Raw genomic sequence first — 13,650 nt, 5'->3', positions numbered from 1 at the left:
TTAACGCCGCCGTCGCTTCTTGCCCGTCCCATCAAACGTTGCCTTTTGCCGTAGCATGTGGTGGTAATGCTGAGCGAACCGGTGAGATTCGTCTCGGACATACTGCAGCAGCCGCAGGGCAAACGAATGGCGGCTTAACCGGTGAGGGTCTGACTGACCGGGCACGTAGATTTCTTCTTCGCGTTTGGCCAGCGAAATCGTGGTTGGCGGAGTAATCCCGATGGCTTCAAACGTCTCCATCACTGCGTTTAACTGCCCTTTGCCACCGTCGATGAGCAGCAAATCGGGGAACGCTTCTGATTCCTGTTCCAAACGCCGAAACCGGCGAGTGACAACTTCGCGCATCGACGCGAAGTCGTCCACGCCTTCCACGGAATTAATCTTGTAGCGTCGGTAGCCGTGCTTGAAGGGCAGCCCGTCAATGAATTGCACAAGGCTGGCCACGGTTTCGCCGCCCTGAAGATGAGCGATGTCGATGCCTTCGATGACGCGTGGCAGTTCTTTCAACTTCAGTACCTGCTTTAGCCCTGTCAGGCCTTTGCGCGGGTCGACGTAGAAGACTTCCGGTTGAGCGTGGTCTTCCAGGTCGCCTCGCAGATTCAGCGTCTTCAATTGTTCGATGTCGTCGCGCAGTCGAGCGGCTTTTTCGAACAGCAGCTCCTTGGACGCGGCCACCATTTCCTTCTGCATGTCCTTCAGCAGTCGATCCTTTTTGCCGTCGAGGAACATTCTGAGGCGGCGGATGTCCTGCTTGTAGTCTTCTTTGGAAATTCGCATGTTGCACGGAGCCGTGCATTGGTTGATGCTGGCCAACAGACACGGCCGAAACCACCGCCACCGCTCGTCGTTTTCTTCGATGTCCAGCGTGCACGTGCGAAAGCGAAAGATCTTTTGCAGCACGGCGATCGTGCCTCGCAGTTGCCCGGCGCTGGTGAAGGGGCCGTATAGCCGCACGCCTTTGGTTTCGGGGGTGCGAGTGAACTCCACACGAGGAAAGTCCTCTCGCGTTGTGATCTGCAGGTACGGAAAGGTCTTGTCGTCTTTCAGAAGGTTGTTGAACCGTGGCTGAATGTCCTTGATCAGGCGAGCTTCCATCAGCAGCGCGTCGACTTCGCTGTCGGTTTCGATGTAATCCAGATCTGCGATTTCCGTGACCAGCTCCGCCGTCCGCCGATCAGTCTCCGCTGCCTTGTTAAAGTAGCTGCCCGCACGGTTGCGCAGGTTGACGGCCTTGCCGACGTAGATCACACGAGCCTGGTCGTCCTTCATTAAATAGACGCCTGGGCCGGTGGGAAACTTCCGAACTTTTTCACGCGGCGGCAATGCTTCTGCGTTGTCGTCGGCGGGCGCACCGGCGTCCGATGCGGTTTCGTCAGAGAGTGGACTGGGATCCGTCATTCCGAGGTGTTTTCAACTCCGTGAATTGTCGCGGCGCATTCGGCGCGGGGTGAGTGTGCCTCATTGTACCAGCAAACGGGCTCGTTCCCAGGGCTGCCAAAACGAGCGGCGGGCGTGCCGGGTCGGGCACAACTTCAGCGGCGGCAGTCGGTGGGCTGCTACTTCACCAGAATCAGCTCGGAAGTCGTATAGACGCGTTCCGCCGACAACTCCATTTTGGCGTGGATCAGCAACTTGCCAGCGGCGTCTGATTGCAGCGACGCCATTTGATCATCACTAAGTCGTGTCTGGATGTGGAACCCGGACGACACCAGGCCTCGCGACCACAGACGGCGGCTTTCTGTGAGGTCAAACGTTTTTGTGACCAACGGGTTTGGCGTTCCGTCTGCGGAAATCGTCGAAGCGGTGAGTGTCAGCGTGGCGGCGACTTTCACCAGTTCGTTGTCCTCATCCAGCGGCTGCAGCACGACGTTAAGTGAATGAGTTTCGCCGGCGGGATCTTTCACAACGCCTGTTGTCAGCTTATGAATGCGGACTGAGTGCACGCTGCCCCAGGCCGTTTCCGCTTCCGTGGTGGCCGAAACGTTCGAGAACCCGGTCGAAGATTTTCCGCCCACTTTCGCGACCGTGGTTGAACGCGTGGTGTCGGCGGCAGACCGCAGCGTTTCGATTTCACGATCCTGATCGGCCAGCAATTGCTCGGATTCGGTCACTCGTTTTTCGAGGTGCCGAATGGTCGATTCCTTGTCGCGCAGTTCCGTTTCGACGGTCTGCTGCTCACCATCCATCGCGCAGCCAGCCGCTGCAATAAGGCAGATAATGACGATGTGGATTCGAAGAATGTTCACGATTCGACGCACCTTACAGCAACCGGTAGAACGCGCAAACCGCAGTTTGCTATAGTGCGAGTCAACTCGCGCGACGACACGCGATTCTCGCCACGTCACAAATTCGCCATCTCTACTTTGCTTCCACCCAAATGAACCAATACGCCCGTAGCCTGCTTTCTGTCTGCCTGACGGCCGCTCTGACTGTATCGGCAGTTTCTGCCGCTGATCGCCCAAACATTCTGTGGCTTAGCTGCGAAGACATCAGCCCGCACCTCGGCTGCTACGGATATCCCAACGCGACGACTCCCAATGTCGACGCTTTCGCTCAACAGGCCACACTGTTCGAACACGCCTACACCACGGCCGGTGTCTGCGCACCGTGTCGGTCGGCCATTATCACGGGCATGTACCAGACATCGATTGGCAGTCAGCACATGAGGTGCGAGGCCATTTTGCCGGACCACGTGAAACCGTTCACGTTTGCCATGAAAGAGGCTGGCTATTACTGCACCAACAACAGCAAGCAGGACTATCAGTTTAAAACGCCGAAGGGCACGTGGGACGAATCCAGCGGGAAGGCTCACTGGAACAAGCGACCGGACAACAGCCAGCCGTTCTTCTCCGTGTTCAACTTTGTCGGATGCCACGAATCTCGCATCGCCGACACGGACAGATACAAAAGTGCGATCAAAGGTTTGACGCCTCACGATCGAGGCAAAGTCGCCGCAAGCCTTCCGCCGTACTATCCCGACACGCCGGTCACGCGTGAAGACTGGGGCCGTTACTACGACGTCATCACCGCCATGGACCGCTGGGTGGGCGAACACCTTAAGGCTCTGGACGAAGCCGGTGTGGCGGACGACACCATCGTGGTCTACTGGTCCGATCACGGCGTCGGGCTTCCGCGAGCCAAGCGGTGGTTGTACGAAAGCGGGACTCACGTGCCACTGATTATCCGCGTTCCGGAAAGGTGGCAATCGCTGGTCGGCGAAGGCTTTCAGCCGGGAACTCGCAGTGACCGCATGATCAGCATGATTGATCTTGGCCCGTCGATGCTAAGTCTCGCCGGCGTCCCTGCACCGGAACACATGCAGGGGAAAGCGTTCATGGGACCGCATTCGCAGGCGGCTCGAAAGTACATCTTCGGCGCGCGAGACCGAATGGACGAACGGTACGACATCATTCGCATGGTCCGCGACAAGCAGTTTCGTTACATCCGAAATTACGAACCGTACAAGACATGGTTTCAATACATGAACACGGCCGAAACCGGGCGAACCATGCAGGAAATCCGTCGAGTCGCCGCGGAGGCTGCTGCGGCGGAAGATGATGATAATTCCAAAGAGGAAAAAGAAGAGGCAACAGCCAACAAAAAGATGGCTCCTGCGGTCGCCCAGTTCTTACAGCCTCGCAAGCCGTTGGAAGAATTGTACGACGTCGATGCTGATCCGCACGAACTGAACAACCTGGCCGCAGATCCGGCCTTCGCAGAAAAGCTGGAAGAGCTGCGAGCACAGCATTTGAATTGGGTGCTGGAAACTCGCGATCTGGGTTTGATTCCGGAGGCCGAACTTCACCGCCTGCGCGACGAAGCGGGCAGCGAATGGGCCATCTTGAATGAGGGCGAAGCGGAAGCGGCCGAAACACGCATGCAGACGATTCGCGACGCTGCATTTTTGGCGGGCGGGACTGCGGCTGAGGATCTGACTCAATTGGCAACATGGCTCCGTCATGAAGACGCAATCGTTCGCTACTGGGCGGCCACGGGGATCGGCAATCGAGGCGACTTGCGAGAGACCTTCTTTATTCCGACGTCGTTGTTCATCGCGTTGCTAAGTGATGAGTCCGAAAACGTGCGTGTCGCGGCGGCTCGAGTTCTGGCAGAGATCGGTCAGGATGAACTCGCGTTAAATTCGCTGTCAAAAATGTTGGATGAAGGCACCCAATGGGCTCGCCTGCACGCCGCGATTGTGCTGGACGAAATGGGCGAAAAGGCTCGCCCCGCCATCGACGCCATGAAACGCAACAAGGATTACCGCGACGGACTTGTGGCGAAAGGCAAGTATGTGGTGCGAGTTCTGAACAAGGCGCTGAACGACCTGGAAGGCACGCAAAGCACCGTGCCATAGCCGCAGGCCCTCCCCCGATCTCGCTTCGCTCGATCGACCCCTCCCGCAATAAATTGCGGGAGGGGTGTGTGGCGTGAAATTATGGCGAGGACGTTCAATGTGGCTACCTGACCTCCCCCAAGCGAAGCTTAGGGGGAGGTCAGACAAGCGAAGCAATGTCCGGGAGGGGGCCCTGCACGGAACGCCAGCACATTACGACTCCGGACCACCTCGCGATTCGCGAGCTTCCTGATCAACCTCAATCCGGCGCCGATCCAGCACGCTCGAAACGCCACCTTTTCGCTGCGTGAACTCATACTGCAGCGAAAGACTCTGAGCAATCGCGACGGCGACCGCTTCCACATCCTGTAGCACGTCCTCGTTGGTGAATCGCAGCACACGCCACCCTTTGCGTTCGAGAAACGCCGTGCGGCTGGCGTCCTTTGCGGCCTGCTGATCGTGGTAGCCACCGTCAATCTCGACGGCCAGCTTTTTGCCAAGGCATGCGAAGTCGATAATCCATGGTGGCTCCGGATGCTGTCGTCGAAACTTAAGGCCGCACACCTGTTTCCCCCGCAGCACGCTCCACAAAAGAGCCTCAGCTTTTGTCTGCCGCATTCTCAGGTCACGTGCATCGGCGATAATGTTGCGACGGGGCATTGAGGGGCACCTTCGAAGTGATGGTGATGTTTTGATTATAAGATACTCAACGTGACACACTTTTGCAGCGTGATGCTGACGCCGTGTGGCAGGCCCTCCCCCGATCTCGCTTCGCTCGATCGACCCCTCCCGCAATGAATTGCGGGAGGGGTGTGTGGCGTGAAACGCCGGTGCGTAAAATAATGGCGATGATTTGCACCTCCTCCCAAGCGAAGCTTAGGGGGAGGTCGGACGAGCGCAGCAAAGTCCGGGAGGGGGCTCTGCACGGAACGCCAGCACATTACCGCTGCGGATCACCTCGCAATTCGCGGGCTTCTTGATCGTGGTAGCCACCATCAATCTCGACAGCTAGCTTTTGCCTGCCGCATTCTTATGGTCACGTGCATCGGCGATGATGTTGCGACGGGGCATTGAAGCACACCTTCTACGTGACGGTGATGTTGTGATTGAGGGATACTCAATATGGTACGTTTCTGCCGTGTGGCGGGCCCTCCCCCGATCTTGCTTCGCTCGATCGACCCCTCCCGCAATAAATTGTGGGAGGGGTGTGTGACGCCGCAGGTTTGCGAGCCGGCTCCTGCGTAGTGGTTGACGCGAAGATGCCGGTTGTGTGGACTTGGCGAATTCACGTTGCACCGCCGTTCGCAACCGCTGCTGAGACTGCTTGACCATTGTGCGCCGTGTGTCACAACGTAGTGTTAGTACGCTCTGCCCAGTCTCCGTCGTCCTCTGGCTCATTCCCGCGCAGTCAACGGCAATCGCATGCCGCTGCTTCGATCCGGTGCCCACTCCGGTTCGTTCACTGAAAGCCCCCTGCATGAACCTCCGTTCCCTTCTGCGAGCAACACGTGAAGGCTTCGTCGGGAAACGGAATCGGCGGCGGGCATCGGCACGTCGCAACGGGGCTGCTTATGCGGTTGAGGTGCAATCACTGGAGCTTCGTCAACTGCTGGCGGTGGCGGGCTTCCATGCTGTAGTCCAGTCGCCGAAACCGGGGCAGGCTGTTGATCGGGCCAACATCGCTTTGCACTGGCATGACAGTGATGACTCAACCGGAGCTCACTACGAAGTCTGGATCAACCAGCACGTTTCATCGCTCGCGAACAACGCACGAGCCCACTACCGATCCGCGATCACGGCCGACGATTTCACGCAAAGTGGCAGTGAGTTTCGGTACGCTCTGCCCGAAGAAATGTCCGCCGGGGTCTACACGGCGTTCGTTCGGCGTCATGACGTTGCTGGTCCTCGCGAATGGCACCGCCACAGCTTTCAAATTGATGACGACAACAATCCGGCCACATCGCTGCACGCGGTTTCGCCTCCGATTCGTCCTCACGTCACCGTTATTCGCGAAGGCCAGGCTGCCGCTGGCCAGGCGTTTTCGGAAGGCGCTGTTCGATGGGTTGGTGACACGACTTTGTACGACGTTTGGCTGGGCCGCAAACTGGCCGACGGCACGGTCGTTGAAGTCCGGACCATCCGCAACGTGCCCGGCCAATCGATCAGCCTTCGCGAAATGGCGATCGCGGGCGACGCGGGCCGTACCGTTTTCTACGGTGAAATTGCCAGCGATTCGCGGTTGGCTCAACTGGAATCCGGCGACTATGTGTTCTATGTGCGAGGCGTCAATGCGGCAGTCGACGGCGATCGCAACTGGATCGGCAAAGGCGCGTGGAGTCTTCCGGTCGACTTCCGATTCGATCGGGTGGAAGGCGGCGAAGCGGTCCCTTCAAATTTGACAGCGACGAACAGTGAACGACCCACGATTTCGTGGTCTCCCGTGGCGCATGCCGAAGCGTATCTTGTCAGTTTGTGGCAGGGGCCAGACTACGGAAACCACGCGCCGGTCAGTCTGCGAGTTGCCGGGACGTCGTTGGCCGTGACGCCTGCTGAGCTGCAACAGCACGGAGCAAACCTGACGCTTCAGCCCGGTGATGAACTGTACGTGCGAGTTCGCGCGATCGGCAGTGAAGGTATGCTGGAAGGCTTGCGAGCCGGCAACTATGCCGCGATCACGGTAAAGGTTCCCGCGACTTTATCAGCAAGTCAATTGCTGGCTCCGCAGATCGAAGGGCCAAACTCCGACATCGGCGACAGACGGCCCGTACTGCGTTGGCAACCCGTCGAACACGCGACCAGCTACGAAGTCTGGTTCACTTCTTTGCAGACTCGCAGCCGCATGTTCCTGGCCACAAACATTCATGACAATTTGCTGCACCTGAGTACCGACTCATTTGTGGCAGCATCCGCCATTGGTGTGGCGAGCCATTCCGATTATTCCCTGCAGGAGGGACTCGCCGACGGCAGCTACCGTTTTTGGGTGCGAGCTCACAATACTGCTTTCGGGCTGGCTGGAGAATGGAGTAACGGAACTGAGTTTACCGTCGATTCGACTCGAATAACGCAGCTTGACCTTTACGACGTCGACGACCCGGCCGCCTTGCCGCTGGCCTCACCCAATCTTGTCGAGCGTTATGACGACAACGGGAAGCAATATCTTCTGGTCGCCAATGGTCTGGGTGAATCGTTTGGCGCTTCAGTGCTGGCACGGTTTGAACTGGATGATCAGGGATTTCCTGCTCGGCCCGTGATCCAGAATAACGATACCGGCCGCAACGAATTGCAGTTTGCTGATCTGCCGATGGGAACCAACGTCGGCGACATGACGTTTCTGGACGACGATCGTCTTCTGGTGCTTAGCCGCGGTTCCAATGAGCTGCGGATCGTCAACGTCAAACAGTGGCGCGTTGTATCGGAGTTCCAATTGTCGCCCGGAGCAGCCAACACCGCGCCGGACGCGATGGATGTCGAAGTGCTGTCCAACGGCCAAATTCTGGTGGTGTTCAACCGCAGCGACCGGTTGCGAATTCTGGATGTGGATGCCGCCGGTCAGCTTTTTGAAGTGGGAGTTCCAGCAGCGACTGAAACGGACCAGGGCTTCATTTTAACAAGCGGGCGAGCCATGCAGGTGTCGGCGGTGGCTCGCGATAACGGCACCTACACCGTGTTTCTGGCGACTCCGACCGTCGCTGGAATCGTCGTCAAGACGTACGATCCGACCGCAAAAACGCTGACGAACGCCGCAGACCAAGCTGGAAATGCGGTGGCATTCATTTCGCGCAGCCCGTTTGCGGGGCCGTACCTTGGTGGGAAGCTAAAAACGGTTGCGTTACCGAATGGCCAGAGCACCTTGTTCTACCTGTCGACTGATCGCAACGGGTTTTTGACATGGAACAACACTCAGACCTACGAATTTGGATTCGTCGATCTGGTCGATTATCTGCCCGACGCGTCACGTGATCCCAGCGACTTCAACTACCGTGACCCCAACGACAATTACGTCGACCCAAGCCGGATTGCCGATGTCGATGACAGCCACATCGCCATCTTCAGCAATCGTGAACACAGCGTACTGTTGAAGGTATTGGCGACACCAGATGGCCGCTTAAGTGTCTCCAATTCGTCGACGTTGGTTTCCGGCTACAGCGGCCGATTGGTGCAAACATCAACCGGCGCGAAACTGATCAGCACGTCCGGCGGCTTGCACGTTCTGGTGCTGACGGAACTTTCTAAAAAAGTGAACGCCGATACCTGGACCGTTGGTGATTACACGTCGATTCCCGTCGCGAGCCCTGTGGACCAGGCGACGGTGATCACTGACGACAAACTGCTGTTCGAATACCGTGGCAGTCGTCGTTCGATTGTGGAGTATTCGGCGGAAACGAACCAGATATCCGAAGTGACGTTGCCGACGCAATTTGTCGATCCGCAGTTCGGGGTGCTCAATGACTGGGGCGGCGTCGCGGGCACGTATGTTGATCCGACTTCGAAGCGCGAATACATCGCGATACACGCTGGCCGAAAGATATCCAGCGAACCTGTTGCGGATGAGTTCCTTTTGGTCCTGGACGTCACAGATTCGGAGGCGCCCGTCATTCATCGAGTCTACGAAGTGGATGCCGCGCTAAGATGGTATTCCATCACAATCACTGATGACGAAATTATCCTGCTGGATCGGCTGAGTGCGAAGATGCTGACATTCGCTGGCTGGCGTGACACAGGGCGCTACGGTTCCACACCTGCATCTGTTTACGAATTCCTGCCTCAACATGGCTACGGTTTTGGCGGTAGTCGTTCCGGGCGAGTTGTCGTGATGGACGATGGAACTCGCGTGGTGTTGCACGACACAACGCCGGATAAAGTCTTCAGCGTTTTTGCGCCGGGTAGTTTGCAGTCGGCCAATCCGGTGGCAACCGTGCACGCTCACAATGTTGGCCAGTGGATTTATGAGATGGAGAAGTTTGATGACGATCGCGTGATCGCTGTCACGTGGGACGCGAAGGTCGTCATTCTCAACATTCGCACGGGCGTGTTTGAAACGATCCAGCAACTGGACAGCTTTTCTGACCTGTCGCTGGATCTGTACGGCGTTCGCGGTATTTCGTTTCACGACGGAGTTTTGTCCGTCAGTAGTCCCGCGTTTGGCCGAATCGCGGACTTCCGGTTTCGACCGCAGGCATCCGGATTGGGCTTCACGGCAGAATTGATTCGTATCGTGGAAACGCCGGACGTGGTGACGACTCTGCTGACGCAGACCGCTCAATGGACGCTGGATTCGGGCCGAATTGTGCGGACCTCGCTGCGTGAATAAGCTGATCGCCGTCGCTTTGCCGTCCCCAATTCGGGAGTCGTTCCGTTTTCGCACGCCCAATTCCTTGAGCCGATCGCTACACTGCTCGCATGAACCTTCCGCCTCAGAATCTGCCTCCAACCGATCGCGCTCGCACCGATATTCTCAGCTTGCTAATTATCGCTGCCGCCGCGATTTATATGAGCATCTCCGTGGGCAACAGTGCCCCGCTGCAAAGTGCGAACGACCGCTCTCGCTGGTGTACCGTGTGGTCGCTGGTGGAACGAGGCACGTACCACATTGATGAAATCGATCAGGTGCCGCAGTGGTCTACAATCGATAAGGTGCGCCATCGAGAAAGCGACGACGAACCGTGGCACTTCTATTCGTCAAAGCCGCCTCTGTTTCCGACGATGGTGGCCGGCCTTTATTGGCTGGAAAAGCAGACTCTGGGTTACGACCTGTTCACAGAAACCGCAACCGTCACGCGATTGCTTCTGCTGATCATCAACGTGCTTCCCATGGTGTTGGCTTTGTTGGCGTTTCAAAAGTCGCTGCGTTTGTTGAACGTCTCTGCGTCCGCTCGCCGAGTTCTATTGGCAACGGCCGGCTTCGCGACGATGCTGAATCCGTTTTTTACCACGCTAAACAATCACACGCCCGGTGCTGTGAGTCTGATCTTTAGCCTGGCGGCAATTGTACGCCTCAGGCAATCCGATCAACCGAAGCCCGCTGATTTTGCGGCTGTCGGATTCTTCGCGGCATTGACGTGCTGCTTCGAATTGCCCGCTGCACTGTTTGGAGTGCTTTCGTTTCTGTTTGTGGTGTCCATCGATTGGCGCCGCACGGCCAAGTACTACGTCCCGGCGGCCGTCATCCCGTTGGCCGCGTTTTTCGTTACCAACTGGATTTGCACGGGCGGCATCAAGCCGTTTTACACCTATTACGGCACCGAAAAATATGTGTTCGTGCATGAAGGCGTGCCAAGTTATTGGGCTGAGCCTCAAGGTATCGACGCCAATCAGGAATCGCCGTTGGTGTACCTGTTTCACTGCGTGCTGGGCCATCACGGAATCCTTTCTTTGACGCCCATGTTTCTGCTTACGATTGCGGGTTGGTCCTTCGCCGTGAAAGCGGGACGAAAGCGAAGCGATTGGCCGGTGATGTGGATGGGCATTGTGATTTCGGCAGCGGTGCTGACGTTCTATCTCACACGCACCGAGAACTACAACTACGGAGGCAATTCGTCTGCGCTGCGTTGGGTTTTGTGGCTAGCACCCTTCTGGTTTTACGGCATGATTCCGGCCGTTGAACGTGTGTTAACGTCGAAGAAGCTGGTGCTGCTGTTGGCGATCTTGTGGGCAGCGTCGGTGTACTCGTCGGCGTATTCTTTGCAGCGGCCGTGGAAGCCGAGTTGGCTGTATACCAGAATGCAGAACGCAGGCTGGATCGACTATGGCACGCAAGTGCTGCCGTTCGATCCACCGCGGTATTCTTTATTGAATAACCTACCGGCAGAATCCGGCGTGACGAACACGTTTGTTGGGACTCTGGACACAGCCGGGCAATCGGTTGAACTTACAACTGCGCCCGAAGCTGCCGCGAACAAAGACGAGCTACCCCTTACAGTCACGCTCACTGATCAGCAATCGTCACCGCGCACGGCGCAGTTGCTGGTGCAGAAAGCTCCGTTTGCAGCAGGGACAGACGTCACGCAGTGGCTTCAATCTTCAGACGGCACCGCTGCTGCACCGACATGGGCTACGCAACTTTTGCGTGGTCTGCCGTCGGCCAAACCGTACAATTCGGCGAGTCCTCGGTATTTGAAATATGTGACGGAAGACGGCGAAAAGACGGCGGTGAAGTGCGATCGCGGTGCGGCGCGAGTGGCATTTCAGCACCCGGAATTCGGCAAGTGCTGGCACAGATGCGACGTGTACTATTGCGACGAACTGCCGTTCGGGGTGGCTCAATGGAAGATCACGATCACTCAGGCGGCCACGAACAAAGTGGTGCGGCGTGAATTGTGGACGTGCCAGCAGTTGCCGCAATAGGGATGTGCATTGCCACAAAGGCGAAGGGATAAGGCTGGGCGGTGAATTGATGGCGAAGGGCGAACAGGAATTTCCGAACGAAGAAGGAAGTCGCAGCAGCGTTCGCCTGATGAGACGTCTCGTGTACTGCCTTCTGCTTTTCGTCGTCGTCGCGCGTGGTCCCGCGATCGGTCAGGATTCCCGCCCGGTGCTGCCGTTTGCCGGGACGGACGCGGTTTCGATTCTTAACGACAACGGCACAACTGATCGGCTAACCGGAACGATCGAAAATATTGCCGGTGAGACCTTGCGGATCCGACGCAGCGGGCGTGGGAACATTCAGGTTTTGCACATGTCCGACGTGGCAGAACTGTCGTTTCACAGAAGTGCGGCATGGGATTCCGGGCTGAATCTGTGGCAGGCTGGTGAGTTCAAAAAAGCGTTCGCAGCGCTGAGCCAGGCGCTGCGGCAGGAGGACCGTGATTGGGCATGGTGCGAACTTCAGGCCAACATCGCCAAACTGCTGGTGCGAATGGGCGACCGTGACGCGGCCGTCGATCGGATCGAACAAATTTTGCAGAAGGATGATCGATCACGCCATGTCTGTCTGTTGCCGCTGGTCTGGGACGAAAGTCTTCTGGCGGACGAACGAGTGAACGCAAGTCCCGAAGATCTCGGCAACCCATTACCTGCGCGCCGGCTTGTGGCCGCTTCGGCTTTGCTGCACAACACCGTACATAGGCCAGCCGCGGCGGCGGTGCTGCACCGGATTCGCCAGCAACAGGGGCTCGACCGACTGGGCGAACTCGCGGGCGCTCAGCTTTGGCGGCTTCCGATGCTGGACAAACCAGACAGCCGCAACCCGCTGGCGCAGGTATGGAGTGACCAGGTGCGTGAGATGCCCGTCGAATGTCGCAACGGGCCTCAGTATGTGGTCGCCAGGATCCTGCAACGGCAGCATCAATACGACAAGGCGGCGTTGGGGTTCCTGTGGACTTCGCTGATGAATCCGATTGACGAAGCTCTGGCGGCCAAATCACTGGTGGCGGCGATTGATTGCCTGCAACAAGCCGGACGCCCCAATGAAGCTCATGTGATGTCGGCTGAACTGAAGCTTCGGTTTCCGAAGGCGTCGGCCACGCGAGAATTTCAGTCGCGGGCGACCAACGAATGATTCACACCTGCTGCCGGCGAATTTCGTACAGCAGCATGCCAGTCGCGACGGCAGCGTTCAGCGATTCGACCTGGCCCATCATGGGGATACGCAAACGCAGGTCACAGCGTTCCAGCAATTCGTCGCTGACACCTCGTGCTTCGCTGCCGACAATCAGGGCAATGGGCCGTTTCAGGTCGGCGTCCCATGCGACGGATTCAGATTTTTCAGACGCCGCTGCGATGGCGAATCCTGCCTCTGCCAGCCGCCCGACAGCATTGACGACACTTTCGCTCATCACGATCGGCACGTAATTGACGGCTCCTGCTGACGATCGAGCGACCTGAGGCGTGACCGTTGCCTGTTCGGCTGCACCGATCACAACGCCGGCGACATTCATCGCATCGCAGCAGCGTAAAATCGCGCCGAAGTTGAAGGTGTCCTGAATGCGATCGCAGACCACCACGATCGGTGATCGCCCGGTTGTTGCGTCGGACGATTCGGCGGAGCACGTCGCCAGCAGTGATTCGACGTCGGAATACGAGAACGGGCCCATTCGAGCCGCCATTCCCTGATGATGCTCCGCATGGCAAAGTTCGGACACTCGAGCGGCCGGAACCATTTGCCAATTGACGTCCGCTTGTTCCGCCAGCCCAGCGACTTCGTTGACGACGTCGTTGGCCAGTTCCTCAGACAGAAACAGTTCGTCCACCGGCCAGTGCTGGGCCGTCAGAGTTTCGACGACGGCGTGTCGACCGATCAGCCAATTCTTTTGGTGACTGGCCTGCAGTTGTCGTTTGCGGCTGCGACGACTTCCGGAAGATCGAGACATGCAGAT

8 protein-coding genes are annotated in these 13,650 nt (G+C 57.6%); 4 read left to right on the top strand and 4 right to left on the bottom strand.

All coding sequences use genetic code 11. The annotated features are described in order from the left end of the window. Both Fuma_RS10335 and Fuma_RS10330 read right to left on the bottom strand, forming a co-directional pair. On the bottom strand, positions 1-1,398 hold the full coding sequence (locus Fuma_RS10335; RefSeq protein WP_083731943.1) for an excinuclease ABC subunit UvrC: 1,398 nt from the start codon (positions 1,396-1,398) through the stop codon (positions 1-3). A 158-nt stretch (positions 1,399-1,556) separates the two neighbouring features. After that, positions 1,557-2,246 carry a hypothetical protein gene (locus tag Fuma_RS10330; RefSeq protein WP_145944090.1) on the bottom strand — a complete coding sequence of 230 codons (690 nt, stop codon included), beginning with the start codon at positions 2,244-2,246 and terminating at the stop codon, positions 1,557-1,559. 131 nt (positions 2,247-2,377) lie between these two features. On the opposite strand from Fuma_RS10330, the gene Fuma_RS10325 reads away from it, so the two are divergent. After that, positions 2,378-4,357 carry a sulfatase-like hydrolase/transferase gene (locus Fuma_RS10325; RefSeq protein WP_077024070.1) on the top strand — a complete coding sequence of 660 codons (1,980 nt, stop codon included), beginning with the start codon at positions 2,378-2,380 and terminating at the stop codon, positions 4,355-4,357. A gap of 192 nt (positions 4,358-4,549) precedes the next feature. Here Fuma_RS10325 and Fuma_RS10320 read toward each other — a convergent pair whose 3' ends face one another. Continuing rightward, positions 4,550-4,996 (bottom strand): endonuclease domain-containing protein, encoded by a 447-nt coding sequence (locus Fuma_RS10320; protein WP_077024069.1) that lies wholly within the window; start codon positions 4,994-4,996, stop codon positions 4,550-4,552. An 817-nt stretch (positions 4,997-5,813) separates the two neighbouring features. On the opposite strand from Fuma_RS10320, the gene Fuma_RS10315 reads away from it, so the two are divergent. From Fuma_RS10315 to Fuma_RS10305, 3 genes are all read left to right on the top strand, one after another. Beyond that, positions 5,814-9,647, top strand: a complete 3,834-nt coding sequence (locus tag Fuma_RS10315) for a phage tail protein (RefSeq protein ID WP_077024068.1) — start codon at positions 5,814-5,816, stop codon at positions 9,645-9,647. Positions 9,648-9,736: 89 nt separating this feature from the next. Then, a complete protein-coding gene (locus tag Fuma_RS10310) occupies positions 9,737-11,680 on the top strand; it encodes a hypothetical protein (RefSeq protein WP_077024067.1) in 1,944 nt (647 codons plus the stop codon). 4 nt (positions 11,681-11,684) lie between these two features. Continuing rightward, a complete protein-coding gene (locus Fuma_RS10305) occupies positions 11,685-12,833 on the top strand; it encodes a tetratricopeptide repeat protein (protein WP_145944089.1) in 1,149 nt (382 codons plus the stop codon). 1 nt (position 12,834) lies between these two features. Here the strand turns inward: Fuma_RS10305 and rlmB are convergent, their stop codons facing one another. Beyond that, positions 12,835-13,644 (bottom strand): 23S rRNA (guanosine(2251)-2'-O)-methyltransferase RlmB, encoded by an 810-nt coding sequence (gene rlmB / locus Fuma_RS10300; protein ID WP_077024065.1) that lies wholly within the window; start codon positions 13,642-13,644, stop codon positions 12,835-12,837. Between the last annotated feature and the right edge of the window lie 6 nt (positions 13,645-13,650).

This window comes from Fuerstiella marisgermanici, from assembly GCF_001983935.1.
Taxonomy (GTDB): Bacteria; Planctomycetota; Planctomycetia; order Planctomycetales; family Planctomycetaceae; genus Fuerstiella; species Fuerstiella marisgermanici.
Note: the sequence above shows the minus strand (reverse complement) of the source record. Positions and strands in the feature narration are given on the sequence as shown.

Bases quoted from the DNA above. Each gene is read 5' to 3' on its own strand.
- Fuma_RS10325 (WP_077024070.1), top strand. From the start codon at position 2,378: ATGAACCAATACGCCCGTAGCCTGCTTTCTGTCTGCCTGACGGCCGCT.
- Fuma_RS10335 (WP_083731943.1), bottom strand. From the start codon at position 1,398: ATGACGGATCCCAGTCCACTCTCTGACGAAACCGCATCGGACGCCGGT.
- Fuma_RS10315 (WP_077024068.1), top strand. From the start codon at position 5,814: ATGAACCTCCGTTCCCTTCTGCGAGCAACACGTGAAGGCTTCGTCGGG.
- rlmB (WP_077024065.1), bottom strand. From the start codon at position 13,644: ATGTCTCGATCTTCCGGAAGTCGTCGCAGCCGCAAACGACAACTGCAG.
- Fuma_RS10310 (WP_077024067.1), top strand. From the start codon at position 9,737: ATGAACCTTCCGCCTCAGAATCTGCCTCCAACCGATCGCGCTCGCACC.
- Fuma_RS10320 (WP_077024069.1), bottom strand. From the start codon at position 4,996: ATGCCCCGTCGCAACATTATCGCCGATGCACGTGACCTGAGAATGCGG.